This is a genomic window from Paraburkholderia tropica (assembly GCF_914484835.1).
GTDB lineage: Bacteria > Pseudomonadota > Gammaproteobacteria > Burkholderiales > Burkholderiaceae > Paraburkholderia > Paraburkholderia tropica_A.
This window is the reverse complement of record NZ_CAJZAR010000072.1, coordinates 48,169-74,326: the sequence shown is the minus strand read 5'-3', so window position 1 is coordinate 74,326 and position 26,158 is coordinate 48,169. Positions and strand designations below refer to the sequence as shown.

At 62.8% G+C, this 26,158-nt stretch carries 21 protein-coding genes; 11 read left to right on the top strand and 10 right to left on the bottom strand.

What is annotated here, in order from left to right; genetic code table 11:
• The first annotated feature begins 10 nt into the window (after nucleotides 1–10).
• On the top strand, nucleotides 11–1,573 hold the full coding sequence (locus tag LDO54_RS27845; protein WP_224014050.1) for an alginate O-acetyltransferase AlgX-related protein: 1,563 nt from the start codon (nucleotides 11–13) through the stop codon (nucleotides 1,571–1,573).
• Nucleotides 1,574–1,744: 171 nt separating this feature from the next.
• Here the strand turns inward: LDO54_RS27845 and LDO54_RS27840 are convergent, their stop codons facing one another.
• Genes LDO54_RS27840 through LDO54_RS27830 form a run of 3 tightly spaced genes read right to left on the bottom strand, consistent with a single transcriptional unit; the run spans nucleotide 1,745 to nucleotide 5,226 of the window.
• Nucleotides 1,745–2,485 carry an SDR family oxidoreductase gene (locus LDO54_RS27840; protein WP_224014048.1) on the bottom strand — a complete coding sequence of 247 codons (741 nt, stop codon included), beginning with the start codon at nucleotides 2,483–2,485 and terminating at the stop codon, nucleotides 1,745–1,747.
• Nucleotides 2,482–3,798 carry an FAD-binding oxidoreductase gene (locus LDO54_RS27835; protein WP_224014046.1) on the bottom strand — a complete coding sequence of 439 codons (1,317 nt, stop codon included), beginning with the start codon at nucleotides 3,796–3,798 and terminating at the stop codon, nucleotides 2,482–2,484. Before LDO54_RS27835 ends, LDO54_RS27840 begins: the two co-directional genes overlap by 4 nt.
• A 3-nt stretch (nucleotides 3,799–3,801) precedes the next feature.
• Nucleotides 3,802–5,226, bottom strand: a complete 1,425-nt coding sequence (locus LDO54_RS27830; protein WP_224014044.1) for a UbiA family prenyltransferase — start codon at nucleotides 5,224–5,226, stop codon at nucleotides 3,802–3,804.
• A gap of 390 nt (nucleotides 5,227–5,616) precedes the next feature.
• On the opposite strand from LDO54_RS27830, the gene LDO54_RS27825 reads away from it, so the two are divergent.
• The 4 genes from LDO54_RS27825 to LDO54_RS27810 are packed head-to-tail and all read left to right on the top strand — an operon-like array spanning nucleotide 5,617 to nucleotide 10,367.
• Nucleotides 5,617–6,462 (top strand): glycosyltransferase family 2 protein, encoded by an 846-nt coding sequence (locus LDO54_RS27825; RefSeq protein ID WP_436975703.1) that lies wholly within the window; start codon nucleotides 5,617–5,619, stop codon nucleotides 6,460–6,462.
• Nucleotides 6,459–7,418: an NAD-dependent epimerase/dehydratase family protein gene (locus LDO54_RS27820; protein WP_224014040.1), complete on the top strand. Its 960-nt coding sequence runs from the start codon at nucleotides 6,459–6,461 to the stop codon at nucleotides 7,416–7,418. Before LDO54_RS27825 ends, LDO54_RS27820 begins: the two co-directional genes overlap by 4 nt.
• Before the next feature lie 23 nt (nucleotides 7,419–7,441).
• Complete coding sequence (locus tag LDO54_RS27815) at nucleotides 7,442–8,497, top strand: MraY family glycosyltransferase (protein WP_224014038.1); 1,056 nt, start codon at nucleotides 7,442–7,444, stop codon at nucleotides 8,495–8,497.
• Nucleotides 8,484–10,367, top strand: a complete 1,884-nt coding sequence (locus tag LDO54_RS27810) for a polysaccharide biosynthesis protein (RefSeq protein WP_224014036.1) — start codon at nucleotides 8,484–8,486, stop codon at nucleotides 10,365–10,367. Before LDO54_RS27815 ends, LDO54_RS27810 begins: the two co-directional genes overlap by 14 nt.
• Nucleotides 10,368–10,447: 80 nt before the next feature.
• Here the strand turns inward: LDO54_RS27810 and cysC are convergent, their stop codons facing one another.
• The 3 genes from cysC to LDO54_RS27795 form a co-directional block, all read right to left on the bottom strand.
• Entirely contained in the window at nucleotides 10,448–11,008 is a 561-nt protein-coding gene (gene cysC / locus LDO54_RS27805) for an adenylyl-sulfate kinase (RefSeq protein ID WP_224014034.1), read from the bottom strand.
• Nucleotides 11,009–11,184: 176 nt separating this feature from the next.
• Entirely contained in the window at nucleotides 11,185–12,216 is a 1,032-nt protein-coding gene (gene galE / locus LDO54_RS27800) for a UDP-glucose 4-epimerase GalE (RefSeq protein ID WP_224014032.1), read from the bottom strand.
• 28 nt (nucleotides 12,217–12,244) lie between these two features.
• Nucleotides 12,245–13,417 carry a glycosyltransferase family 4 protein gene (locus LDO54_RS27795; RefSeq protein WP_224014030.1) on the bottom strand — a complete coding sequence of 391 codons (1,173 nt, stop codon included), beginning with the start codon at nucleotides 13,415–13,417 and terminating at the stop codon, nucleotides 12,245–12,247.
• A 358-nt stretch (nucleotides 13,418–13,775) separates the two neighbouring features.
• Here LDO54_RS27795 and LDO54_RS27790 point away from each other — a divergent pair, with 358 nt between their 5' ends.
• From LDO54_RS27790 to LDO54_RS27780, 3 genes are all read left to right on the top strand, one after another.
• A complete protein-coding gene (locus tag LDO54_RS27790; protein WP_224014028.1) occupies nucleotides 13,776–14,171 on the top strand; it encodes a CidA/LrgA family protein in 396 nt (131 codons plus the stop codon).
• Nucleotides 14,168–14,911, top strand: a complete 744-nt coding sequence (locus LDO54_RS27785; protein ID WP_224014026.1) for an LrgB family protein — start codon at nucleotides 14,168–14,170, stop codon at nucleotides 14,909–14,911. The genes LDO54_RS27790 and LDO54_RS27785 overlap by 4 nt, the downstream gene beginning before the upstream one ends.
• Before the next feature lie 151 nt (nucleotides 14,912–15,062).
• The gene (locus LDO54_RS27780; RefSeq protein ID WP_224014025.1) at nucleotides 15,063–15,854 is read left to right on the top strand and encodes a glycosyltransferase family 25 protein; all 792 of its coding nucleotides are present in this window, start codon (nucleotides 15,063–15,065) and stop codon (nucleotides 15,852–15,854) included.
• A 127-nt stretch (nucleotides 15,855–15,981) separates the two neighbouring features.
• Here LDO54_RS27780 and LDO54_RS27775 read toward each other — a convergent pair whose 3' ends face one another.
• From LDO54_RS27775 to LDO54_RS27765, 3 genes are all read right to left on the bottom strand, one after another.
• Nucleotides 15,982–17,445: a flippase gene (locus LDO54_RS27775; RefSeq protein WP_224014023.1), complete on the bottom strand. Its 1,464-nt coding sequence runs from the start codon at nucleotides 17,443–17,445 to the stop codon at nucleotides 15,982–15,984.
• A 245-nt stretch (nucleotides 17,446–17,690) separates the two neighbouring features.
• Complete coding sequence (locus LDO54_RS27770; RefSeq protein ID WP_224014022.1) at nucleotides 17,691–18,521, bottom strand: glycosyltransferase; 831 nt, start codon at nucleotides 18,519–18,521, stop codon at nucleotides 17,691–17,693.
• 23 nt (nucleotides 18,522–18,544) lie between these two features.
• On the bottom strand, nucleotides 18,545–19,804 hold the full coding sequence (locus LDO54_RS27765) for an oligosaccharide flippase family protein (protein ID WP_224014020.1): 1,260 nt from the start codon (nucleotides 19,802–19,804) through the stop codon (nucleotides 18,545–18,547).
• Nucleotides 19,805–20,075: 271 nt separating this feature from the next.
• On the opposite strand from LDO54_RS27765, the gene LDO54_RS27760 reads away from it, so the two are divergent.
• Together LDO54_RS27760 and LDO54_RS27755 are read left to right on the top strand one after the other, a co-directional pair.
• Nucleotides 20,076–21,470 (top strand): phosphomannomutase/phosphoglucomutase, encoded by a 1,395-nt coding sequence (locus LDO54_RS27760; RefSeq protein WP_224014018.1) that lies wholly within the window; start codon nucleotides 20,076–20,078, stop codon nucleotides 21,468–21,470.
• Between the two features lie 579 nt (nucleotides 21,471–22,049).
• Entirely contained in the window at nucleotides 22,050–23,150 is a 1,101-nt protein-coding gene (locus LDO54_RS27755) for an acyltransferase family protein (RefSeq protein WP_224014016.1), read from the top strand.
• Between the two features lie 426 nt (nucleotides 23,151–23,576).
• Here the strand turns inward: LDO54_RS27755 and LDO54_RS39310 are convergent, their stop codons facing one another.
• Entirely contained in the window at nucleotides 23,577–24,020 is a 444-nt protein-coding gene (locus LDO54_RS39310; RefSeq protein WP_436975702.1) for a hypothetical protein, read from the bottom strand.
• Between the two features lie 61 nt (nucleotides 24,021–24,081).
• Here LDO54_RS39310 and LDO54_RS27745 point away from each other — a divergent pair, with 61 nt between their 5' ends.
• Nucleotides 24,082–26,112 carry an acyltransferase family protein gene (locus LDO54_RS27745; RefSeq protein WP_224014015.1) on the top strand — a complete coding sequence of 677 codons (2,031 nt, stop codon included), beginning with the start codon at nucleotides 24,082–24,084 and terminating at the stop codon, nucleotides 26,110–26,112.
• The last annotated feature ends 46 nt before the right edge of the window (nucleotides 26,113–26,158 follow it).

The window sequence follows — 26,158 nt, the reverse complement described above, 5'->3', positions numbered from 1 at the left end:
ACTCAGGAAATTGACCAACATCATTATGGTGGTCGCATTCTCTGCTGCGATCACCATGCCATTCGTGACAATGTGGTCGGGCGATGGCAGCAATTCTGAGCAACGCAATCTGACCAGTTTCCCGTCGTTGGACTTGAGCGAGGAAAGGATCAGTGATTTCCCGAAAGAGTTTGATGCCTACGTTAATGACCGCTTTGGATTTCGGAACGTATTTCTGAATCTCCACAGCTATCTGCTGTACAAGATATTCCATGTTTCAGGCGCCACGAAGGTGCTGGCTGGACAGGGCAATTGGCTATTCATCTTCGACGACGGGAGTCGGCCCGATATTCTTCGTCAAGGACAACTCTCTACGGAGAAATTAGAGGACTGGAAGCAAACCTTGAACCGACGATACACCTGGTTGAAAAGTCAGGGGATCGACTATCGATTCATGGTGGGTACCGAAAAGAGCACCGTTTATCCAGAGTATCTTCCGAAGGGGGTTCTTGGAAAAGGACCGTCGCGGTTGCAGGGTATCGAGAGCTACCTTGGAAATCCCTCGTATTTTGTCAATCCAGCTGCGGCACTGAAGGCGCGGAAAGGCGAGGAACGTGGACTGTACTTTCACACGGACACGCACTGGACGCAGTACGGTGCCTACCTTGGTTATCGTGAACTCATGAAGTCGATTGGGCTGAGCGACTTCGCTTACCAGAATCCGACTTTCACCAACATCACATTGGTGGGAGGAGGTGATATGTCCAGGATGATTCGCGTCCCCACTAACGAGGTTGTTCCAGAGGTCAAGGGTGTGCTGACGTCGGAGTGTGCGAAACCTCGACAGGCGCAATGGCCGCTCGGCATGGCGATTGATCACGCAATCATTTTTGCCACTGTCTGTCCCGGCAAGACTGGAACCGCACTCGTTTTTCGCGATTCTTTTTTTACGTCGATAGTTCCGTTTTTTTCGCAGAATTACGGCCGCGTTGTATATGTCTGGACTTCTCCCGACTCGGCACTTTTCGTGAAAATGGTTCAGCAAGAAAAACCCACAATCGTTGTAGAAGAACTGGTTGAGCGCGCCATGGGTTATGCGCCATCTCCGGATCTTGCACAATACGCAGATAAGATTCCCGTCGAAAGAACTTTCACCACTCAAGAAGTGGCTGTTCAGCGGCAGCGTAACGAATTTCTCGGCGCTGACGTACGGCTCAAGATGATCGATGAGTCAGCAAGATTTATTGACGGCGACAGAACGTTGGCTATGACGTCTGGAGAAGACGTATCGCTCGGCAATATTGATTCCGTTCGGCGCACCGATCAGGGTGTGGATTTGTCCGGCTGGGCTGCGATCGGAGAGCAGAACGTCATTCCGGACTTCATCGTTGTCACGCAGGGTGATCGCGTGGTGTACGTGAATACACCGCAGTGGACGAACAGGCTGGACGTGGCGCGTCACTTCAATTCGGATGCGCTCGCCATGTCCGGGTTCGCGATGCATATTCCGCCGGAATTTGTCGATCCAGCACAGGATCTGAAGTTCTATTCGATCAGCGGAAAAACTGCGGCATTGATCACGTATCAACACTGATTGAGTCGAGCTGGACCGCGATCGGCTCTCGTCTGGCGATCAATATCGTCCTGTCAAGCTGACGGCGGGGGCGGGGCAGGATAAGTGATTCTGCTCGACGAGGCCAACGCCACCTCGCAATTAATGCGTGGGGCGCTGGCTGAGCGGATGTCTTTGGCGGTAGCGGTGCCCTTACAGCGACGCCCGCTTGAACAGAAACTTCGGCACCGACCGGATGATCAGCATGATCAGCGACCAGAACCACGGTGTGTAGAGCACGTCCTTGTTCTTCTCGATGGCGCGGGTAATGTCGGCGGCGACCTTGTCGGGCGTCGCGACGAGCGGGCCGGGCAGCGGCAGGCCGGCGGTCATCGGCGTAGCGACGAAGCCGGGCTTGATCGTCACGACATGTGCGCCCGCCTTGAACAGACGCGCGTTCAGGCCTTCGCAGAACGCCGAAAGCGCGGCCTTCGCGCTGCCATAGAGATAATTCGACGGGCGTCCGCGGTCGCCGGCCACCGACGAGATCACCGCGATCGTGCCGCGCTTTTGCGCTTCAATCAGATTCGCGATCGGCGTGAGCAGGCCGATGATCGACGTGACGTTGGTCGTGAATTCGCGGATCGCGACGGCGGCGTCGGCCTGGCACTGCGCCTGGTCGGGCAGGGTGCCTGGCGCGACCAGCACGATATCGAGCGTACCCAGTTCGGTCTGGCACTGCGCGAGCATGGCGGCATGGCGATCGACGTCATTGACGTCGAGTTCGTAGCACGCGGCGAGCTTGGCGCCGCGCGCGACGAGGTCGTCGGCGACTTGCTGCAGCCGTTCACCATTGCGGGCGACGAGGAAAAGACGCGCGCCCTGCGCGGCCCAGTGGCGGGCGCAGGCGTTGGCGATCGCCGAAGTGGCGCCGATGATCAGAATGTTCTTCATGTTCGAGTCGTTCGTTCCCAGAACCGCGACAGCATCGCGGGATCTCGCAGGGTTTCCAGTTGCTGCCATTGCGGATAAGCCGCCCGAAAATCGGCGCCGGACATATGCGCGTCCTTGGCCGGATACAGGCGGCCGCGTGCAGCGCCGACGATCGCATCGAGCCGCGCGAAAAGCCGCGCATTCTGCGCGTCGCGCTGCGGAAAATCCAGCGCAAGCGAGGTGCCTTCGCGCGGAAACGACAGCAGCCCCGGCGAGCGAATATCGCCGCAACGCTTGAGCACCGCGAGAAATGAACCGGTGCCGCTCGAGGCGATCGCGTCGAGAATCTCGCGCGTCGCTTCACGCGCAGCCTCGGGCGGCACGACGCACTGATACTGCTGAAACCCGCGCCGCCCGTAAATGCGGTTCCATTCGAGCAGGCTGTCGAGCGGATAAAAGTACGCATCGTAGCTGACTTTGCTACGGGTCTCGCCGCGCGCCTGGCGGTGATAGTACAGACCGTTGAAGGCGCGCAATGTGAGCGGATTGAAGATGGGGACCGGCAGCGTCATCGGCACCGTGCGCTTCTTGCGCCGGTCGACTTCGAGCGGGCCGTCCTCGGCGTGATCGCCGACCATGAAAATGCCGCGCCCGAGCGCCGATCCGCGGCTCTGGCAATCGACCCACGCGACGCTGTATTCGTGCAGCGGGTCGAGACGTTCCGAGAGCGCGAAGAATTCGTCGACATTGTCGAAGCGCAGTGTCGTCACGTCGATCTGGCTGGAGCGGATCGGCATCAGCTGGATCTCGGCCCACAGGATCAGGCCCGTGAGTCCGAGTCCGCCGATGGTGGCCGCATAGAACTCCGCGTGCTGGTCGGGCGCGCAGTCGAGCACGCTGCCGTCGCTGCGCGCGAGGCCGAAGCGGCGCACGTGGCGTCCGAAGGTGCCGCGCACGTGATGGTTCTTGCCGTGGACATCGTTGGCGATCGCGCCGCCCAACGTGGCGTATTTGGTGCCCGGCGTGACCGGCAGCATCCATCCGCGCGGAATCGCCACGTCCAGGATCTGTTCGAGCGTCACACCCGGCTCGGCGCGCAGCACGCCCGTGCTCCAGTCGGCGGCGATCAGGCGGTCGAGCGGCAGCGTCTGCAGCACGTGCCCGGAAGCCGCGAGACAACTGTCGCCATAGCTGCGGCCGTTGCCAAAGGCGAGCGCGCTGCCGTGCGCGTCGCGCAGATCGCGCCACGCGCGGGCCGCGCCGTCACGCCAGGCGAGCGCATGGGCTTCTTGCGGATAGTTGGGATAACGTCCCCAGGACAGCACCGTGCTCATCGTTCAGGTCGCCGCCCAGAAAACGAGACCGCAGAGCAGCACGACGGCGAGGCTCACGCGGTCGCGCGCGGCGAACACGATCGGGTCGTCGTGCATCAGGCCGCGATGCGCGATGATCCATGTGCGGCTGATCCAGTAGAGCAGCAGCGGGCACGCGAGCCAGATGAACTGCGCGTGGTGGTAGAGGCGCGCCGTGGCGCCGTCCTGGATATACATCGCCAGCACGAGCACGGAGATATAACCCGACGCGGTGCCCAGCGACGAGATCAGCGGCAGGTCGCTCGACACGTAGCCGCGACCGCGTGTCTTGACGAGGCCGCGCGCCTGCATCGAATAGAGTTCGGCGTAGCGCTTCACGAGCGCGAGGCTCAGGAAGATGAACATCGAGAACGCGAGCAGCCAGAACGTCAGATGCGCCGCGATGGCCGCCGTGCCCGCCACGATGCGGATGGTGTAGAGCATCGCCAGCACGACGACGTCGACCATCACCTGGCGCTTCAGGTACATCGAATACGCGAGCGTGAGCACGTAGTAGCCGAGCAGCACGATCGCGAAACGCCATGGCAGGAACAACGCCGTCAGCGCGAACGCGCCGACAAGCAGGACAGGAAAGAGGCCGATCCCCCAGGTGAGCGGCAGCGCGCCCGAGGCGAGCGGGCGTTTGCGCTTGGTGGGGTGATGGCGGTCGTCCTCGAGATCGAGCAGGTCGTTGAGCAGATACACACTCGATGCGCACAGGCCAAACGCGAGAAACGCGAGCAGCGACGCGAAGACGAGATCGATATTGGCAAGCTTGTGCGCGGCGAGCAGCGGCACGAAGATCAGCAGGTTCTTCAGCCACTGATGCAGACGCAGCGATTTGCTCCACGTCTTGAGTGTGGGCGGGCGCGACTCGATCACGCGCTCGACGTTGCCGATCTTGCGCGCGGCGCGCTCGACGCCGCTCGACGGATTGACGACATAGGCGCGCGCAGCGGATTGCCAGACGGCGACGTCGTCGTGCGAGTTGCCGGCGTAGTCGAAATTCTTCTCACCGAACTCCGCGACCAGCTTGTCGCGCTTGCGGTGTGAGGAGAGATTGACGCCGTCGGCGGTCGCGAAGGTCTGGTCAAACAGGCCGAGGTGGTCGGCGATCGCGTGCGCGTAGCGCTCGTGGCTGGCGGTGGCTAGCACGAGAGGACGGCCCGCCTCGCGTTCCTGGCGCAGCCAGTCGAGCACCTGCGGGTCGTACGGCAGAACCGTGACGTCGACGTTGGTGTTTTCTGCGAGCCCGGCTTTGAGGGCCGGTTTGCCGCCGCGCAGCAGCCACAGGAGCGGACGATAGAAGCGGAGCGGGGCGGAGGTCAGGTAGGCGAAGCCCGATTCGATCAGGACGTCGGATCGAAGCAATGTGCCATCAAGGTCAACAACGAGTGGTCTGCTGCTCATACGGTTGGCCAGTGGGCAGTTTGTCTATAGGGGGGGCTAGCGGGCGAGCACCTGCCCGGTGCGGGCGCTGTTTTGGCACCATCCTCCAAAACGGCAAAGTTTAACTGCATATTGTTACGCCGTTACAAATATGTCAGTTTGTTTGTTGTGCATCTGCACAGGTTATCGGGACAAAACGACATTTTCGATAGACTCGCGCATCCGGTCATTAGAGGGCCGTGCCAGTGTGTTGAAAGGCAATGAAATATCGCGAAAGGTCCCCCAACTCCGACCCCCGTAACAAAAGGAAAAGCGGGTTGCCGGAACCCGTCGTTTTTAGCAAACTAGTCGTCTTTACCGACCCCGTTTAATCAGGCTAGGCGCACACGCGCCAAATCTTTGCATTTCCAGATGACAGTGAGTGCGGTATCCAGCATGAATCACGGCGTGGTGTCCGTATCGGTGGTCGTGTTTCATCCCGACCGGCAATTGCTAGCCAGAACGTTCGACAGCCTCGCCGAAGCCGGCGTGGAACTGGCACGCGTCAAACCCGGGATATCGATCCATCTGTTCCTGGTTGACAACGGCGGTATGCCCGACATGCGCGCGAACCTCGCCGCGCTGTCCCAGGCGGGCATCGAGAGCACGGTGATCAGCGGTCACGGCAATGTGGGCTACGGCCGCGGCCACAACCTCGCGATTGCACAGGCGTCGAGCCGCTATCACCTGATCCTGAATCCCGACATCGACATCGAACCCAAGGCGCTGCTCAACGCCCTCGAGTTCCTGGACGTCCACCCCGAAGCCGGACTCCTGACCCCCGCGATCGTCGACGACTCGGGGCAGCTTCAGTACCTCTGCCGCCAGTTCCCCACGCTCGTCGATCTCTTCGTGCGCGGCTTTCTACCGCGCGCGGCGCGCCGGCCGTTCGAATCTCGTCTCGCGCGCTATGAAATGCGCGCGCAGATCAACGAGCGCGACACGCTCTGGGACCCGCCGATCGTCAGCGGCTGTTTCATGCTGTTCCGTACCGAGGTGCTGAAGAAGCTCGCGGGCTTCGACCCGCGCTACTTCCTTTATTTCGAGGACTACGACCTGAGCCTGCGCACGCACGATGTGGCGCGCGTCGTCTACACACCCGCCGTGCGGGTGTTGCATCACGGCGGCGGCGCGTCCCGCAAGGGCATGGCTCATATCCGCATGTTCGCGGCGTCGGCGTTCAAGTTCTACAACCGCTTCGGGTGGAAGTGGCTTTGAGCAGCGTACTGGTGACGGGGGCAAATGGTTTCGTCGGGCGCGCGCTCTGCCGCACGCTTGCGGGCGCGGGCCACGAGGTGACCGCGCTGGTGCGACAGAGCAGCGCCGAGCTGGCGGATGGCGTGAGCGAATGGCGCCACGCCACGGCGGATTTCGCGGGCCTGGACGCAGCGTGGCCGCAGGACTATGCGCCCGATTGCGTCGTGCATCTGGCCGCGCGCGTCCACGTGATGCGCGACGAATCGCCGGACCCGCTCGCGGCGTTCATGGCCACCAACGTCGACGGCACGCTGCGCGTGGCCCGCGCCGCACGGGCGAAGGGTGCGCGGCGCATGGTGTACGTGAGCAGCATCAAGGCCGTCGCGGAAACGGACGGCGGCGCGCCGCTCGCCGAATCCACGCCGCCCATGCCGCTCGACCCTTACGGGCTCTCCAAGCGCGCGGCCGAAGAAGCGCTCTGGCGGTTCGGCGATGAAACCGGCATGGAGATCGTGGTGGTGCGTCCGCCGCTCGTCTATGGTCCGGGCGTCGGAGCCAACTTCCTGCAGATGATGAACGCGGTGTCGCGCGGCATCCCGCTGCCGCTTGGCCTCGTCGATGCGCGCCGCAGTCTCGTCTACGCCGATAATCTGGCCGATGCGCTGATGCATTGCGCGATCGATCCGCGCGCCGCCAACAGCTGCTTCCACGTGACTGACGGCGACGATCCGTCGGTCGCGCAGTTACTGCGCGCGCTGGGCCGCCACCTCGGCAAGCCTGCGCGCTTGCTGCCCGTGCCGCCGCGCCTGCTGCGCGCGGCTGGCGCGCTCGCTGGCCGCGCGGCCCAGATCGAGCGGCTGACGACGAGCCTTCAGGTCGACGCCTCGCGCATTCGCGAGCAGCTCGGCTGGTATCCGCCCGTGAGCCTGGACGCCGGGCTCGAGGCCACCGCACGCTGGTTTCGTGCGACGCACTGATCAAGCGGAGACCGTATACGTCCATGTTGCCTGCATTGAACTCGCCGCTGTTTTCTTCGTCGATCGTGACGCTCGTCGCGATCGCGCTGGTATGCGCCGTGGCGTGCGCCGCCATCCTCGCGTTCCTGCTCAAGACCGGACTCGCCTGGCGGCTCGCCACCGACATTCCCAACGAACGCTCGCTGCACGTGCGTCCGACGCCGCGCGTGGGCGGGTGGGGCGTGATTCCGGTCGCCGTCGTGGCGATCCTGGTGGTGGCGCCGTCGCTCTGGCTGATCGCGCTCGGCGCGGCGTTCCTCGCGGCGGTGTCGCAGATCGACGACCGGCGCGGCCTGCCTGCGCGCGTGCGCTTCGCCGCCCACTTCGTCGCCGTGCTGGCGCTGATCGTTGCCTACCCGGCGCCGATTCCCTGGTGGTGCGCGGCCCTGCTGGCGTTTTTGCTGCTGTGGCTGGTCAATCTCTACAATTTCATGGATGGCGCGGACGGCCTCGCGGGCGGCATGGCGCTCTTCGGCTTCGGCGGCTACGCGCTGGCGGCGTTCTTCGGACCGCAGCCGATGCCGGCGCTCAGCTGGGCGTGCGCGGCGGTTGCGGGTGCAGCGGCCGGCTTCCTGTTCTTCAACTTTCACCCGGCGAAGATCTTTCTCGGCGACGCCGGCTCAATTCCAACCGGTTTTCTGGCAGGCGCGTTAGGCTATTGGGGTTGGCGTGGCGGCGCGTGGCCGATCTGGTTCCCGGCGCTGGTCTTCGCGCCCTTCATCGGCGATGCCTCGGTCACGCTGATTCGACGCCTGCTGCGCGGCGAAAAATTTTGGCAGGCGCACCGTGAACACTATTATCAACGGATGGTTCGGCTCGGTACCGGTCACGCAGTCACGGCGCTGACATGGTATCTGGTAATATGCGTGGGCATAGTAATTGCTTTGTGGGCTCTGGGGCGTTCCCCGGCCCAGCAGTGGGGGATCGTTGCAGGCTGGTCGGTCGTTCTTGTTCTGATGGGTGCGGCAATCGACGTGCGCTGGCGTAGTTTCCAGTCCCTTACCAGTCAATCTGAGGTCGACGCTGATGCTCCGCAATAAAGCCTCCTGGCTCTCGTTCAGCGCCTTTCTGTTCGACGTCGGCGCCGTCGCCGCCGCCTGGCTGACGGCCTATCTTCTGCGCTTCAACGCGTCCGTGCCGACCGAGTTCTGGCACGGCGCCGTGAAGACCCTCGTCTGGGTGCTGCCGATCTACGCGATCATGTTCCGCATCTTCGGGCTCTACCGCGGCATGTGGGTGTTCGCGAGCTTGCCAGACCTGCTGCGCATCTCGAAGGCGATCATCTCAGCCGGGCTGATCGTCATGATCGCCTCAGTCTTGCTGCAGCCGATGCCGATCATTCCCCGCTCGGTGCTGATCGTTTCGCCGCTGCTGCTGTTCTTCGCCATGGGCGGCGCGCGCGCGCTCTATCGCGCGACCAAGGAGTTCTACCTGTACGGCGGCCTCGTCGCCCAGGGCAAGCCTGTGATCGTGGTGGGCGCGGGCGGCGCGGGCGCGAGTCTCGCGCGCGAACTGTCGCGTTCCGCGGAGTGGCGTCTCGTCGGCCTGCTCGACGACGATCCGGCCAAGCAGGGACGCGAAATCTACGGCTACAAGGTGCTCGGTCCGATCAGCGACGTCGCGCGCTGGGCCGACGAACTGCGCTGCGAATTCGCGATCATCGCGATTCCCTCGGCGTCGGCGGAAGTGCAGCGGCGCGCCGCCACGCAATGCGTGCGCACGGGCGTCAAGGCGCTGATGCTGCCGTCGCTGACCGAACTCACGCCGGGCCGCGGCTTCCTCTCGCAGGTGCGCAACATCGACCTCGAGGATCTGCTCGGCCGCGACGCGGTCAAGATCGACACGCCGCACGTGGAAGCGCTCCTGAGCGGCCGCGTGGTGATGGTGACGGGCGCGGGCGGCTCGATCGGCTCCGAACTGTGCCGCCAGATTCTGCGTTTCGCGCCCGCGCAGCTCGTCGCGCTCGATCTCTCCGAATTTGCGATGTACCGGCTCACCGAAGAAATTCGCGACCGCTTCCCCGGACTGTCGGTGGTGCCGATCGTCGGCGATGCCAAGGATTCTCTGCTGCTCGACCAGGTGATGGCGCGCTACACGCCGCACATCGTTTTCCACGCGGCCGCATACAAGCACGTGCCGCTGATGGAAGAACTGAATTCGTGGCAGGCGATCCGCAATAACGTGCTCGGCACCTATCGCGTGGCGCGCGCGGCGATCAAGCATCAGGTGCGCCATTTCGTGCTGATCTCGACCGACAAGGCCGTCAATCCCACCAACGTGATGGGCGCGAGCAAGCGGCTCGCGGAGATGGCGTGTCAGGCCTTGCAGCAGACCAGCGAGCGCACGCAGTTCGAAACCGTGCGCTTTGGCAACGTGCTGGGCAGCGCGGGCAGCGTGATTCCGAAGTTCCAGCAGCAGATTGCGAAGGGCGGCCCGGTGACGGTCACGCATCCCGAGATCACGCGCTTTTTCATGACGATTCCCGAGGCGTCGCAACTCGTGCTGCAGGCGTCGAGCATGGGTCACGGCGGCGAGATCTTCATTCTCGATATGGGCAAGCCGGTGCGGATCGTCGATCTCGCGCGCGATCTGATTCGTCTTTATGGGTACTCGGAGGAGCAGATTCGCGTGGAGTTCACGGGGCTGCGTCCCGGCGAGAAGCTCTACGAAGAACTGCTCGCCGACGACGAGACCACGACGCGCACGCCGCATCCGAAGCTGCGTATCGCGCGTGCGCGCGAAGTGCCGGATAACCTGCTCGACGAACTGCTGCCCTGGCTCATGCAGCATCGTGTGCCGAGCGACGACGAAGTGCGTCGCGATTTGCGGCGGTGGGTGCCGGAGTATCAGCCCGCGGTGGCGCGTCAGCTCCAGTCTGTCGCCAGCAGTTCGGTCCGGGCGGCGAGCTAAAAAGGAAGCGGCAAAAGAAACGGCGAAACACTGAAGGTGTTTCGCCGTTTTTGCTTCGGGGCGGACTTCGCTGCGCGCTGCTAGCCGATGATGCCCGCGCCGATATGATGCTTGCGCGCAAGATGCTCGACGATGTTGTCGACGCAATGTTCGACCGAGTTGCCTTGCGTGCGCACGGTGAGGTCGGGGCGATCCGGGGCGTGATACGGCGAGCCGATGCCGGTGAATTGCGGAATCTCGCCGCGGCGCGCGCGCTTGTACAGACCCTTGGGATCGCGCTCCTCGCAGACTTCGAACGGCGTATCGACGAAGACTTCCACGAACGACTCCGCACCGACGATACGCCGCGCGTTGTCGCGGTGCTCCGGCTCCGGCGAGATGGTCGCGGTGATGGCGACAAAACCTTCCTGACAAAACAGCGCCGCGACGTGAGCGACGCGGCGGAGGTTTTCGGTGCGGTCGGCTTCGCTGAAGCCCAGGTCGCCATTGAGGCCGGTGCGCAACACGTCGCCGTCGAGCACGGTGGAGCGAATTGCCAGCATTTGCAGTCGTTTGACTAGCGCTTGTGCAATGGTCGACTTGCCTGCGCCGGACATGCCGGTCAGCCAGACGACGGCCCCCGTCGATGTTGCTGTTTCCACCTATTTGCGCCCCAATCAAGTAAGAGTCGGTTTAATTGATTGGGTATTTTAGCTTTAAATTCGGTGTTGTAACGTCGACGTAATACAGCGCAATAATTCTGCCGCACCGCAACCGTGGCGGCATCGGCCCAGAGTGAGATGGGACGGGGCTTTCAGGCCCGTCCCTTATTGATTGCTTACTCAAACCCGCGCGGATTATTTTCCTGCCAGCGCCAATGGTCCACACACATGCGCTCGATGCCGAATTGCGCTTTCCAGCCGATCAGTTTCTCCGCTGTCGCCGGGTTCGCATAGCACTCGGCGATATCGCCGGGGCGGCGCGCCACGATCTCGTACGGCACCGGTCGGCCCGACGCCTTCTCGAACGCCTTCACCACATCCAGCACGCTGTAACCCTGGCCGGTACCGAGATTGACGACAAATCCCTCGCCACGCGCGGCCAGCGCATCGAGCGCCTTCAAATGCCCCTGCGCCAGATCCACCACGTGAATGTAATCGCGCACGCCCGTGCCATCCGGCGTCGGGTAATCGCCGCCGAACACGCGCAGCCGCTCCAGCTTGCCGACCGCCACCTGCGCGACATACGGCATCAGGTTATTCGGAACTCCGGCCGGATCTTCGCCGATCAGGCCGCTCTCATGCGCGCCCACCGGATTGAAATAGCGCAGCACGGCAATACGCCACGACGGATCGGAAATCGCCACGTCGCGCAGGATCTGCTCGGCGATCAGCTTGGACTGGCCATACGGATTGGTCGCCGAGAGCGGGAAGGTCTCGTCGATGGGCGAGCGCTCCGGCACGCCGTACACGGTCGCCGACGAGCTGAACACGAACTCCTTCACGCCGTGCTGGCGCATCACGTCGAGTACCACGAGCAGCCCGTCGAGGTTGTTGCGGTAGTACTCGATCGGCTTCGCGACCGACTCGCCCACGGCCTTGAGCGCGGCGAAGTGGATCACGCCCGTGATCGGATGCGCCTTGAAGATGCGCTCCAGCGCCTGCGCGTCGCGCACGTCGGCCTCGTAGAAGGCGACCGGCTTGCCGGTGATCTGCGAGACGCGCTTGAGCGACTCCGGGCGGCTGTTGACGAGATTGTCGACGGCGACTACGTCGTAGCCGCCATTGAGCAGTTCGACGCAAGTGTGCGAGCCGATAAAGCCCGCGCCGCCCGTGACGAGGATCGTGCCTTTTGAGTTCGTCGCTGCCATGCTCTGGTTCCGTATCGTCTGAATGCGTTCAAAACGTCAATCCGGTCAACTCCCGGATCAATTCCCGGTAGCGTTGTACCACAACGCGTTCGTCGAATTCTTTCGCAATTTTTTTCCGTCCGCACTCGGCCATTTTTTTTCGCTCCGATGGGGACATATCGAGCACGCGCGCCATCGCCTGCGCAAGCGAAGCCGCGTCGCGCGCCGCGCAGAGCAGGCCGTTTTCGCCGTCGGCGACCACTTCGCGGCAGCCGGGCACGTCGGTCGCCACGATCGGACGGCCCATCGCGCTCGCTTCCATCAGCGTGCGCGGCACGCCTTCGCGATAGGAGGGCAGGACCACGCAATCGGCGTCGGCGATATAGGGTCGGACGTCGGCGGTTTCGCCCAGATACGTGATCACGCCTTCGCGTTCCCATGCTGCCACTTCGTCGCGCGTGATCGCGCTCGGGTTGTCGACGCCGACCGGCCCCAGCAGGCAAAAGCGCGCCTGCGGATAGCGCGCGCGCAGCGAGCGCGCGGCCTCGACGTATTCGCCCACGCCCTTGTCCCAGAGCAGGCGGCCGATCAGCACGAACGAAAACTCGCCGCGCTCGGGCAGCGGCGTGAACGCGAAATCGTCGAGATCGACGCCTTCGCCGTGCAGCAGGCGCGCTCGCTCGGGATGGACGAGCAGATTCTGCTCGCGGAAGGCGGTTTCGTCGTCGCGATTGAGGAACCAGACTTCGCGCGGAAAGCGGAACGCGAAGCGATAGAGCCGCTTCGCGACCTGCGCGGCGCGGCTTTTCTGGATGAAGACGTAGCCGAGCCCCGTGGTGACCGCCACCGACGGCACGCGCGCGAGCCACGCCGCCACCGAGCCGTAGATGTTCGGCTTGATCGTGTAGTGGAACACGACGTCGGGCTGGAGCGCGCGGTAGTGGCGGCGCAGTGCGAGCAGGGTGCGCAGATCGTCGAGCGGATTCGTGCCTTTCGAGGCCACGGGCAGGTCGACGCAGCGGCAGCCCATCGCTTCGAGCGGTTCGAAGGTGCGGTCGCGCGGCGCGATCACCGTGACCTGCGCGCCGGCTTCGTTGAGCGCGCGCAGCAGGCCGCGGCGATAGGTGTAGATCGCCCAGGCGGTGTTGCAGACGAGCGCCACATGCAGTGGCAGGCGGCGGGCGGGCGAGGATTGGGCGGCGGGAGCAGCGGAGGAATTCACGAAGGCCGGATCGTCGAGTGCGTCGATGAGGGAGGGCCGGGCGCTCGCCCGGCAAGGGGCCACATTTTAGCCGAGGCGGTGGGCGTCACCGGCTCGCGGCGGGTGTGTCGCAGCGACATCAAGGACGCGACGGGCGCAATAGGTGCGATGGGTGCGATGGGTGCGATGGGTGCGACGGGCGCGACGGGCGCGATGGGCGCGATGGGCGCGAGGATGCAGGCCGCGAACGCGTGGGCTACACTCCAGGCCAGCGCGCGGGCGCCGCACGGCCTTGCACCGCGCGCCGGACCTTGCCGGGTCCAGACCCATTCAAACCATTCAGACAACTGCGCAGACAACCGCGCCGATCTCTTCCGCCATGCTCCGTTCCCTTGCCGCCCTCCTGATCTTCCAGTGTCTCGGCGAGAGCGTTTCCTACGTGTTCTCGCTGCCCGTGCCCGGTCCCGTGATCGGCATGCTGCTGCTGTTCGCTTTCGCGATGATGCGGCCCGCCGCCGCCGAAGCCATCGAGCCCACCGCGCTCGAACTGTTGCGCCATCTTTCGCTGCTGTTCATTCCGGCGGGCGTCGGCATCATGGTGTCGGCGCAGGCCGTGCGCGGCGAGGCGTTCGCGGTGATCGCGAGCCTCGTCGTGAGCACGACGCTCGGCATCGCCGTGACCGCGCTCGTCACGCGCGCGCTGCTGCGCCGTCAGCGTCGCGGCGCGATGGGCGGCGATAGGGGCGGCGATAGCGGCGGGGAGCGCGCAGCATGAATACGTCTTTGCCGATCGCGAAACTCGACGCCATCTGGGTCTACCTCGCCGCCTCGCCGCTGCTTGGCCTCACGCTGACGCTGGTCGCGTATCTGATCGCGCTGAACGTCTACGCGCGCGCGAAGCACAATCCGCTCGCCAATCCGGTGCTGATCGCGGTGGCGATCGTCGTCGTGGCGCTCAAGATCACCGATACGCCGTATCGCACCTATTTCGAAGGCGCGCAGTTCGTGCATTTCCTGCTCGGGCCCGCGACGGTCGCGCTCGCGCTGCCGCTCTATCGGCAATGGGGCAAGCTGCGGCGCACGGCGTTGCCGCTGCTCGGCGGTCTCGTTGCGGGTTCGCTGACGGCGATCGTCTCGGCGGTCGGTGTCGCGAAGCTGTTCGGCGCGACGCATCAGACGCTCGCGTCGATCGCGCCCAAGTCGGCGACCACGCCCATCGCGATGGCGGTCGCCGACAAGGTCGGCGGCATTCCCTCGCTTACGGCCGTGCTCGTGATTTCGACGGGCGTGTTCGGCGCCGTGACGGCGCGCTGGATCCTCAACCTGCTGCGCGTGCGCGAGACCGAGGTGCGCGGCTTCGCGATCGGCGTGGCGTCGCACGGCATCGGCACCGCGCGCGCGTTTCAGGTCAGCGAGGAAATGGGCGCGTTCGCGGGCCTGGGTATGGGGCTCAATGGGGTGTTCACCGCGTTCGTCGTGCCGGTGTTGCTGCCGACGCTGCTCGGCTGGCTCTAGCGCGCCCCGATTGCGGGCGTCTTGTGCAATGCGTTATGAGGTAAACCCCGCATCCGCCGCGCCCTTTTCATTGGAGTTATCCCTGCAAACTGTAAAAATTCCGTGTCCACGCGTGTTCATGCGGAACGGTCTTGCATCCAGGGAGCGACCAATGCAGGTGTTCGTTATTTCGTTAAAAGGCAGTCAGTCGGAAGGCAACCGGAAGCTGGCGTCGATGCTCGAAAACGAGCGCTTCAAGGTGAGCGTGATCGATGCGGTCTACGGTCCCGAGCTCAATGCGAAGGAATATTTTTCGGCGATCCAGCACTATCTGAGCTTCAGAAACCGGCTCATCACGCCCTCGGAACTGGGCTGCGCGCTGAGCCATAAAAAAGCCTATGAGGCGCTGCTGAACTCGGGCGAAACGCACGCGCTGATTCTCGAAGACGACGTGATTCTCGACGCCGATGCCGGCGCGAGCATTCGTCAGATCATGGAGAAGATGGGCCGCTTCGACGGCTATCTGCATCTGGGCGGCATGGACGGCCTGCTGCGCAGTTTCGAGCGCGTGGGCGGCACCATCTGCTGCGAGATTCCGCCGGTTTTCAAGGTTCACGACGGCGATCTCGGCCATCTCTATCGCACGGTCGGCTATGTGATTTCCGCGTCGTTCGCGAAGGAAGTCCTGAGTTTGATGGAGCGCGATATCTTCGTCATCGACGATTTCACGCACGTCCGCAATAACGTTCAGATCGGCAATTTTTATTTTTCCAGTGTCGTCAAACATCCGACCGACCTGAGCCTGTCGAGCATCCAGAACGAGCGAACGACGATGGTGACGCGTCCGAAGCGTCCGGGCCTCGCGCGGCAGATCTGGCGCGAAATCGACCTCACGCTGCGCGCGAAAAAGAAAATCGCCAATCAGCTTCGCGCGATCGACGCCGACAGTCTGCCAGGCGAATAAACCAACGCGGATGCCGTGGCATTCGACGAGCGCGATGCGGGATGTCACCGCATCGCGCTTTTTTATCGCGCTTGTTTTTGTGGGCCGTTCAGGCCACGCGTTTGATTGTCATCTTCACTGCGCGCGCTCACGCCCAGCGGCTTCGCATCGATGCGAAGAGGCCGAGCGTGCGCGTGAACAGCGACGGCTGCGCACGTGCGCTCCATGCGAGCGCCGCGCCGGTCGAGCCGATCCACATCGCGATGGACGGCACGCTCAGCGGCGTCAGCACCAGCGTGCTCACATACGCGGTGCCGATGATCGTCGTCGGCGCGATCAGCATGCGCAGCGGCCGGATTTCGAGCCGCGCGGCGCGATAGAGCAGGAAGCCGTCGATCACGCAGCGCGCGCTCCAGGCGAGCGCGGCGCCGAGCACACCGAAGTGGTTCATCGCCCACCAGAGGAACGCGAAGAACGGCGCGAGTTCGTAGATCAGCAGACGCGCGACGATGCCGGGCCGGCCCGTCGCCTGCAAATGGCAGCCCGCGATCAGCGCGAGACAGTTGAACCATGCGCCCACGAGAATCGTTTCGCCGACCGAGTCCGAGCGCGCGGCGAAATCCTGCCCGACCCACAGCGCAAGAAACGGCTGCATGAGGAACATGCCGAACACGATCATCGGCGTGAGCGCGGCCAGGAAGCCGCGCAGCGTGGTCGCCGAAAGCGCGGTGGCGCTGGTGATTTCGAGCGACGAGAGGCGCGGAAACAGCGTGCGCGCGATCACGTTCGGCAGGAAGCGCACGCGCACGGCGAGGTTGAACGGCACCTGATAGTACGCGACGGCCTGCGGCCCGAGCATGTGGCCGATCATGATGCGGTCGGCGGTTTCGTGGAGCGCGGAGGTCAGGTTCTGCACACTCATCCACGCGCCGAACGAAAACAGTTTAGGAATCAGTGCGCGGCGCGGACCGGCGGCGAAGCGCAGCGGAAAGACGCGCCACACCACGCACGCATAGAGGCACAGCGTGCCGATTCCGGCGCCGAGCGTGCCGTACACGATGTAGTTCAGGCGCGGACCCATCACGTACGCGACGATCAGCGGCGTGAGCTGATACATCAGCGTGACCGGAATCTGCACCAGCGTGAGAATGCCGAAGCGCTCGCGCGCGGAGAGGGAGCCGCTGAGCACGCCGATCAGGTTCGCGAGCGGCATCAGGCACGCGATGAAAGGCAGCGCGGGCTGCAATTCGGCCCGCAGCGCCTCGCCGAGATTGAAGTACGGCAGCAGCAGACGCATCGCCACGAACAGCACCGCGCCGCTCGCCACGCCGAGCGCGACGTTGAGAATCAGCGCCGTCCACAGCACGGATTCGCGCTCCTGATGCGTGGCGTCGGCGAGCTGGGCGATGCGATTGGCCGTCGCCGACGACAGCCCCATGTCGAGAAAGCCGAAATAGCCCTGAATCATCCAGACGATCGCGAGGACGCCGTAACGCGCCGCGCCGATGTCGTGCAGATAGAGCGGGGTGGTTGCCAACGCAATGATCATGGGCAGAAGACTGCCGATCAGGTTGAACAGGGCACTGCGTTTCAGACTGGGCTTGGCGGTCATGGTGTGGTCCGGTGCGTGCATTCGGTGCGCCACTTTGGCTGCGCTCAAGCGCGCCGTGACGGACTCGTAACGCGCACGGACCTGCGCGGCGCTATGACTGCGCCGCTGCACAGACGCTTGATGCGTCGTCCGATAACGTCCGAATGCGAACGGCCTATTCTGGACGAGGGGCGGACGAACGTTTGTGCGTCGGCGCACACCGCCGCGAGGGACTTTTTGCGTTGGCCCGGACCTTGACGCCGACGTTATCGCTTGCCGACGAGGCGCGTCTTCAGCAGATAAAGCAGTCTGTAAGGCGTGACGAGATGCAGCGTATTTTTGGCGAGCCCGGCCCAGTCGCGCCAGTTCAGCACGTTCAGATAGCGCGCCTGCAAACGCAAGGTCGACACGATCTGCCGACGCCGTTTGGTCGCGCTGATGCCACCTTCGTTGAGCTCGTAATAGAGCCCGAGCTCGGGCAGATTCGCGCAGTCGTAGCGCTCCATCAGACGCAGGAACAGATCGAGATCCTCGGCGGCCGGATATTGCACGCGATAGTTGCCCACGGCGAGCACCGCGTCGATGCGCAGCATCACCGAAGGATGCACGAGCGGCGAACGCAGCATGCGCGTGCGGCGCAGCGCACGCGCGTCGGCGGGCGGGCGCAGCATGAAAAGCGGCTCGCCCGCGCGGTTCACGACCTGCGTCCACGTGCCGAGCGCGGCGAGCCTGGGCTCGGCTTCCATGCGCGCGCGCTGTTTCGCGAGTCGCTGCGGCGCGGCCAGATCGCCCGCGTCGATGCGCGCCGCATAGCGAAAGCCGCGCGCGGCCAGCGCCTCGACGCCCGCCTGCAAGGCACGTTCGATACCGCCGTTTTTTGGCATGCGAAATACTTCGATCTCCATGCCGGGCACGTTCGGCGCGACGATGGGCGGCGTGCTGCCGTCGTCGATGACGAGCGCATAGATCGGTGCGTCTTCCTCGAACGAGGCGAGCGTGCGGTCGACATCGGCCTGACCGTTGTAGGCGGGCATCAGCACGGCGACATCGGCGAGAGCGCCGGTGCGTGCGCGCGCGGCGGCGGGGGATTGCGTCATGAGGCGGGCTTCGGAAGCGAGGTTCAGGACAGTTTGAAGCGGATGTAATAGAAGTTCACGCAGGCCGCCGCGAGGTAGCCGCACGCGAGCCCGACGAGCGCGCCGTAAGCGCCGAGGCGCGGAATCGCCACGAGATTCACGGCGAACGCCACCGCGAGCGCGAGCAGCCACTTGGCGAGCAGCACGAACTTCGCCTGATATTTGAGTACCACGAGGTTGCCGATCGCCTCGATGCCCGCGGGCACCGAGAGCCACACGGCCCAGCGGAAAATATTCACGGCGCCCGCGTAATCCGGGCCGAACACGCGATGGATGATGAAGCCCGCGAGCGCGTCGAGCACCAGCGCGCCCGCGATCATGATGACGCCCGTCATCGCGAACAGGCGCACGAGGTTGCGGCGCAGCTGCGCGGCTTGCTGCACGCGGTAGACGAAGGCGGGCGCGATGGTCTGCGAGAGCATCAGCGCGAGCGTGATCCAGTTTTCGTTGAGCTGCTGCGCGGCCGAATAGCGGCCGAGATCGGCGAACGAAATCGTGCGTTCGAGCATCAGCCGGTCGAGCTTCAGGAACAGATACATGCAGATCAGGCCGAGCCAGAACACCGTGCCCGCCGTCGCGAAATGCTTGAAGAGTGCGCGGTCGACGTGCCAGCCGAGCTTGCCGCCGTGACGCCTGCGGAAATAGAGCACCAGCGCCGCGCCGATCGCCGCCGATTCGAGCGCCCAGAGCCAGCCGAACGTGGCGGGCGCGAAGGCGGCGCGCGCGAGCAGGAACACGAGCAGCGCCTTGACGATCGCCGTGCTCATGCTCGCGATAAGCTGTGGCTTGCTGTACGTCATGCTCTGCAGCCACGCGTTGATCACGCCGACGAAGGGCTCGCGAAACAGCATGGTGACGGCGAGCCCGGCGAGCATCGCGCCGACCATCGGATCGGTCGCGCCGAGCCCGATGCCGATCCACGTGACGACGAGCGCCGCCGCCGAGACGCCGATGCGCAGCGCAAACGCGCTGCCGAGCACCGTGCCGACTTCCTCGCGCGGTTTGTTGACGATTGTCGGCACGAGAATTTCGGCGCCGCAGACCCAGGTGATGGGCGAGAGCACGAGCAGCAGCGTATTGGCGTACTGCCATTTGCCAAACACGTCGGGACCGAAATAGCGGGCGAGCACGCCGCTGATGGCGATGGCGACGGCGATCTGCGTGACGCGTTCGAGACCGAGCCAGACGATGTTGGCGAACGCGCGCGTGACGTCGGGGTTCGCGTGGCGCTTGAGGCTCAGCATGCCGGACCGTCCTGGCGACGCTGGCGGCCCAAGGCATGCCGGCAAGGCTGGGAACGCCGCTTGCTGGCGCGAGGCGCCAGACCCGGCGCGGATTTTGTCGTCAGGAGGAAACGGCGAGGCATTAAAATGGGTGCATAACCTTCGGCGGACGCCGAAAAACGGCAATTATAGTTTGTAACGGTTCCGACTTTTCGTAACGCAGGGTCGCGGCACCCCGCAGAAACGTGTTACGAATAAGCCCCCGACTTTCCATCGCACGGTGAGCCTCATCATGATTTCTCAATCGATTTTCAAGGCCTACGACATTCGTGGCGTGATCGGCAAGACGCTCGACACCGACACGGCACGCGCCATCGGCCAGGCCTTCGGCAGCGAGGTGCGTGCGCAGGGCGGCGACGCGGTGGTGATCGCGCGCGACGGCCGCCTTTCGGGCCCTGACCTGTCCGCCGCGCTCGCCGACGGCCTGCGCTCGGCGGGCGTTGACGTCGTCAACGTGGGCATGGTGCCCACGCCGGTCGGCTACTTCGCAGCCAGCGTGCCGCTCAAGCTCGCCACGGGCGAACGCAGCATCGACTCGTGCATCGTCGTGACGGGCAGCCACAACCCGCCCGACTACAACGGCTTCAAGATGGTCCTGCGCGGCAAGGCCATCTACGGCGACCAGATCCAGGCGCTCTATCAGCGCATCGTCGACCAGCGTTTCGAAACCGGCGCGGGTACCTATGCCGATTACGATATTCGCGATGAATATATCGACCGCATCGTCGGCGACATCAAGCTCGCGCGTCCGCTGAAGATCGTCGTCGATACCGGCAACGGCGTGGCGGGCGGTCTCGCGCCGCGTCTGTTCAAGGCGCTCGGCTGCGAACTGGTCGAACTGTTCACCGAAATCGACGGCACGTTCCCGAATCACCACCCGGACCCGGCGCACCCGGAAAACCTCCAGGACGTGATCCGCGCGCTCAAGGAAACCGACGCCGAAGTGGGCTTCGCGTTCGACGGCGACGGCGACCGTCTGGGCGTGGTCACGAAGGATGGCGAGATCATCTATCCGGATCGTCAGCTCATGCTGTTCGCCGAGGAAGTGCTGTCGCGCAACCCGGGCAAGCAGATCATTTACGACGTCAAGTGCACGCGCAACCTGGCGAAGTGGGTGAAGGAGAAGGGCGGCGAGCCGCTGATGTGGAAGACGGGCCACTCGCTCGTGAAGGCGAAGCTGCGCGAAACCGGCGCGCCGCTGGCGGGCGAAATGAGCGGCCACGTGTTCTTCAAGGACCGCTGGTATGGTTTCGACGACGGTTTGTATACGGGCGCGCGTCTGCTTGAAATCCTCGCGCGCGTGGCCGATCCGAGCAAGCTGCTCAACGATCTGCCGAACTCGCATGCGACGCCGGAGCTGCAGTTGAAGCTCGAGGAAGGCGAGAATTTCGCGTTGATCGCGAAGCTGCAGGAGAACGCGAAATTCACGGGCGCCGATGAGGTGATCAAGATCGACGGTCTGCGTGTGGAGTATCCGGATGGGTTTGGGCTCGCGCGTTCGTCGAATACTACGCCGGTGGTGGTGATGCGTTTTGAGGCCGATAACGATGCGGCGCTTGCGCGTATCCAGGCGGATTTCAAGCGCGTGATTCTGGCTGAGAAGCCGGATGCGAAGTTGCCGTTTTGATTGTTTCGTTGATGTCCGTTGCGGTGGGTGACGCCGCAACGGATGGGTGACTGGCGCGGTTGCCGAGTTGGGCGCTGCGCTGGTTTGTCCGCCGTTCTCGACGAACGGCCCGATCAATGGGGCGGCGGCCCGAAGCTGGCCGAAACCGTAGCAGAGACGCTGGTGTTCAAGTCAGGCAAACGGCCATCAATCCTTTCGCAATCCGTTGTGCGAAGCGTGTCGTCCGGCCATCGCAGTAAATCGCATTCTCGCCCTGATCTGCAAATTCATGCACTTTCTCTTCCTCGGTTCGTCGCCGCCATAGGGCGCCTCCTGATTAATAGGCGTCAGGGTTGCAATGCCGACCGGCATGCACGTCGAAAATAAAGCGAATTTGCTGCTTGGCGCTCCAGACGGAGCGAAGGTCAGTTACAACTGCTTCGGCTTGCCCGATCGATACTATTCCTGAATGAGCGGGCGTGAGCGCAGGTGTCACAGGGCCGCTCGCCGCGCACGCAACGCACGTTCTGATGGCGCAATTCTGTACAGAGTGCGGAGGCGGTGTAACATGTCGCCGCCTTCCGAACAGAGTTGGATTGAATGACTAACGCGCCACAACATAAACTTGCCAACCTTGAGATTTTGCGATTTTTATGCTCTGTCTCGGTGCTCTTGTTTCATTACCACGTCTTTGCTTATGTCGGTGGTCAGCCCGACACCATCCCGCATGATCAGTTGCCGTTCTATTCGGAAGTAGGCGCGTTCTATGATCGTGGTTTTTTTGCTGTCCAATACTTCTGGTGCATTAGCGGATTTATTTTTTTCTGGCGATATCAGCAGTCGCTGAAAGAAGGACTTGGTGCACGCGAATTCTTCGTGCTGCGCTTTACCCGGCTATACCCGCTGCACATTGTGACGCTGCTTTACATCGCAACTGTCCAGTTGGGCTACCACTCGATGACCGGCAGTTTTTTTACCTACGTCGAAAATACGCCGTTTCATTTTCTCCAGCACCTGCTGATGCTCGGCAACATTCAGCAGCCCTACCATACCTCGTTCAACGGCGTAACCTGGAGCGTATCTGTTGAGGTATTTGCGTATATCTCGTTCTTTGTGATCTGCAAATATATCAAGCAATCAGGTTGCGCGGCTTTGGTCGTTGCGCTGGCATGCTCTGTCGCGTTCATCGAGTTCTGGCCGAACAATAAATTTCTGCAGTGTTTCGCGCTATTCTTTTTCGGCGGATGTGCCTGCATTGTCCACCGATGGCTGGTGAAGTACAGGCTCACGCTTGTTGCCGCTGCCGGGCTGTTCGCGTACTACGGGGCGTTGACGTGGTGCCGATCTTTTTGGCCGCCGAGTGGCTACTTCCGGATGGTGATCTGCATTCCGCCAGTCGTGCTCGCGTTTGTTTGCTTGCCGATTCCACAATTGCCGATAACCAGGTGGGTGCAGCGCGCCGGGGAGTTGACCTATTCCGTCTATATGCTGCATTTCCCCTTGATACTCACGACCGTTACGATCGCCATGGCGCTGGGCATTCACATTGACTGTCGATCGAGGTCGCTTTTCGCCGCCTACGTTATTGTCGTATTCGGATGTGGGGCGATCTGCTATCGCTATTTCGAGCGGCCCGCTCAACGGATGCTGCGGAGTGCCATGTTGCGCCCGCGTGTCAATCCCACGAGTGCCTCAGCTTGAAGTCGGAGCCAGCGCGCTTCGATCGACTTCGCCGAGTCTTGGCAACGCAGCGGTATGTCTCGCCGGATGCCTGCTGCTTCGGAGTGATGGCGCAGAACATAGCTACGATCTGAGACCGTGTAGTTTCGGCTCGAGAAGACCGACCCGTTGTCGCTCCTTGGCAGGAGCGGCTTCGGCACTGCCCGCGCCAGCCCGAACCGGGCAATCGGAGCATGCTCCGGCACTATCGAGGCGCTGCCGGCCTTACCGCTCTACGCGACAGATGCCAGCGAGGCAGTTCCCACGTATGGCTGTCGATCACCAGCGTCAGCGTTCTCCAGCCATCGCAATCAGTCCAGACGCGGCACGTAACGGTCGACGAGCGCACGTTCGGCATAGTCAAGACCGCCAACATGGCTCGATCAGCGCCTTGATCGGTCGCTCGTGCTACTCCTTCACATCCTGCGCATTTGCGCACATGGTGTTCTCCATGCCGGGCCTGCCGTCTTCGACCCTGCTCTCGACTTCAGAGGGCCATAGATCGTAGGCTCGCCTAGCCTCTGCAACTGCCGTGTTGCCTTGAGTGATCCCCGGCACCAGCGCGCTCTGGCGCCTCGCAGTCGATCGTCTGGTGTCTTCACTCACCTTCGTGCTCATCGTCTTTTCGTCCACTTTGGCGTGAGCAGGAGTTCGCTCGATCAATACATCCGCTGTGATCGGCCCGTCGGTGTGCGCTGAGGTGCGCGGGTGGCGGCCGTATTGGAAATCTGTCCCCGCCCGACTTGCCTGCCCCACGGACCGACTGCCGATCCGAAGTGCTGCAACGGTGTTCATGCGACGCGTGATGTCGGAGAGGAAAGGGCGTGTAATATATTGCTTTTTCTTACTCATACAAGAAAGGCGCATCCGCTCAATCCGTTGCGAATCGTGCGCCGAGAATGCAGGCTGACCTATGAGAGACGCTACCCACGCGGGGAGCCATGACCGCGTCCCGAACGCATATCGCTCGGATATTGATGGCTTGCGAGCAGTCGCAGTACTGTCGGTCGTACTGTTCCATGCTTTTCCAAAGCTGGTGCCCGGCGGGTTTGTTGGCGTCGATATTTTCTTCGTGATATCGGGATTCCTCATCACGAGAATCCTGCTCGACGAGATCAAGAGCGACCGATTCAGCATTGCGGCATTTTACGAGCGAAGAGTACGGCGGATATTTCCTGCGCTGATTACGGTGCTGGCCTTTGTCTGCGTAGCGGGATGGTTCATTCTGTTTCCAGACGAGCTACGCAAACTGGCGGGCGATGTTGTTGCGGGGGCCCTGTTTGTCGCAAACCTGCGCTTGTGGGCGGATACCGGATATTTTGATCGCTCCGCCGCATTCAAGCCGTTGCTGCATTTGTGGTCGCTTGGCGTCGAGGAGCAGTTCTACATCGTGTGGCCGCTGCTTCTCGCGATGGCGCACAAAAAGCGCCGCGTGCTCGAGATCGCCTCTGCGCTTTTTGTCATCTCCTTCGTCATCAATGTTGTCCTTTCGAAAAATCATCCCGCGGCCGATTTTTACTCGCCGGCTTCGCGATTCTGGGAGCTGATGGCTGGAAGCATCCTTGCCTGCTGCCGACCGTCAGGATTGCATCAGGCGCGATCGCTGGCCTCGCTGATTGGCGCGGCGCTCATTGCTTTTTCTGTGGTCTTCATCAATGAATCCCGCGTGTTTCCGGGTTGGTGGGCCGCGCTCCCGGTCGCAGGCGCCACCCTCATCATTGCAGCGGGGAAGGACGCACTGATCAACCGATTTATTCTTTCGCTGCGACCCGCAGTCTGGCTGGGAAAGATCAGTTATCCCCTGTATCTCTGGCATTGGCCGTTGCTCGCTTTCAGCACGGTGCTGGCCAAAGATACGCCCGATCTCCATGTGCGCATCACGCTTGTCGTCTTGAGCGTCTTACTGGCATGGGCGACGTACGCTTTGATCGAGAATCCCATCAGGTTCAAGATGCCACGCGGCGCGAGCATCGCGCTTCCGTGCGCAATTTTGCTGTGCATCGCCGGCACCGGTGTTAGCGCGCAATATGCGAAACATTTGCCCGGCGGCGATCGGGTTGCGCAAATTCCTGATCCCGCCACCGCAAGCGAAGGCGATGGGCACCAGTTTGCCGGATCCGAGTGCGGACCTATTCCGGCAAGCCAGAAGCTTCTTGCATGTGCAACGGATAGCCGCGATCCGCCCGCATTCGTCATGTGGGGTGACAGCAAAGCAGACGTCATGTCCTGGGGATTCATCCGGAACTCCACGCCGGGGAACCGGTGGAGGCTGATGACGCGTCCGGGTTGCGTCCCGACCACGGCCTATGAAACGGCCGCGCCAAACGGGGGCGGGACGCCCGAAGAGTGTTTGCATGCCTCCGAGCTTGCAATGCAGTCGATCATCGAGGATCCGCATGTTAAGGGCGTGGCCATCGTTGCTGCTGCCCGAGTGCTGGCTCAGCAACTGGTGCCTGTGGGATCGTCGACAATTGATCCGAACGCAGCCGAGAAACTCTTGGTAGATGACATCGAGAAGCTCGAGCGCGCTGGCAAGCGCGTTATGTTGATCGTTGACAACCCGACTCTTCCTGACCCGAAGCAATGCATGGAACGGCAGTTCGCGCACACCGCTATCGGTCGTCCCGTCACGAAATTTGTGCGTGGTAGTCAGGTCGATCCGTGCGTGATCAGCTACGCGAGCCACATGCAAGAGTCGGCCAGTTACCGTGCGATGCTGGCCAACGTGCATCGCCTCCGTCCTGAAATCCTGATCTTTGATCCGACGCCCATCCTGTGTGACATCGACACAGGGGTTTGCCCGATTAGCCGTGACGGTAAATTCCTGTACAGCTACGGCGATCATGTTTCCGATTACTCGAACGGCATGATCGCGCGGGCGATGAATCCGGAAATTGATGCGTTCATGAGGCGTTCTATCGATTCTCCGACGCCAATGCGGTGAGTCCCGCATTACCGCCCAGGTAGCCCGTTGTTAATACGGGCGGCTT

Coding starts and splice junctions, on each gene's coding strand:
- LDO54_RS27840 (WP_224014048.1), bottom strand. CDS start 2,485: ATGAAGAACATTCTGATCATCGGCGCCACTTCGGCGATCGCCAACGCC.
- LDO54_RS27835 (WP_224014046.1), bottom strand. CDS start 3,798: ATGAGCACGGTGCTGTCCTGGGGACGTTATCCCAACTATCCGCAAGAA.
- LDO54_RS27830 (WP_224014044.1), bottom strand. CDS start 5,226: ATGAGCAGCAGACCACTCGTTGTTGACCTTGATGGCACATTGCTTCGA.
- LDO54_RS27825 (WP_436975703.1), top strand. CDS start 5,617: ATGACAGTGAGTGCGGTATCCAGCATGAATCACGGCGTGGTGTCCGTA.
- LDO54_RS27815 (WP_224014038.1), top strand. CDS start 7,442: ATGTTGCCTGCATTGAACTCGCCGCTGTTTTCTTCGTCGATCGTGACG.
- LDO54_RS27810 (WP_224014036.1), top strand. CDS start 8,484: ATGCTCCGCAATAAAGCCTCCTGGCTCTCGTTCAGCGCCTTTCTGTTC.
- galE (WP_224014032.1), bottom strand. CDS start 12,216: ATGGCAGCGACGAACTCAAAAGGCACGATCCTCGTCACGGGCGGCGCG.
- LDO54_RS27790 (WP_224014028.1), top strand. CDS start 13,776: ATGCTCCGTTCCCTTGCCGCCCTCCTGATCTTCCAGTGTCTCGGCGAG.
- LDO54_RS27785 (WP_224014026.1), top strand. CDS start 14,168: ATGAATACGTCTTTGCCGATCGCGAAACTCGACGCCATCTGGGTCTAC.
- LDO54_RS27780 (WP_224014025.1), top strand. CDS start 15,063: ATGCAGGTGTTCGTTATTTCGTTAAAAGGCAGTCAGTCGGAAGGCAAC.
- LDO54_RS27775 (WP_224014023.1), bottom strand. CDS start 17,445: ATGACCGCCAAGCCCAGTCTGAAACGCAGTGCCCTGTTCAACCTGATC.
- LDO54_RS27770 (WP_224014022.1), bottom strand. CDS start 18,521: ATGACGCAATCCCCCGCCGCCGCGCGCGCACGCACCGGCGCTCTCGCC.
- LDO54_RS27765 (WP_224014020.1), bottom strand. CDS start 19,804: ATGCTGAGCCTCAAGCGCCACGCGAACCCCGACGTCACGCGCGCGTTC.
- LDO54_RS27760 (WP_224014018.1), top strand. CDS start 20,076: ATGATTTCTCAATCGATTTTCAAGGCCTACGACATTCGTGGCGTGATC.
- LDO54_RS27755 (WP_224014016.1), top strand. CDS start 22,050: ATGACTAACGCGCCACAACATAAACTTGCCAACCTTGAGATTTTGCGA.
- LDO54_RS39310 (WP_436975702.1), bottom strand. CDS start 24,020: ATGAGTAAGAAAAAGCAATATATTACACGCCCTTTCCTCTCCGACATC.
- LDO54_RS27745 (WP_224014015.1), top strand. CDS start 24,082: ATGAGAGACGCTACCCACGCGGGGAGCCATGACCGCGTCCCGAACGCA.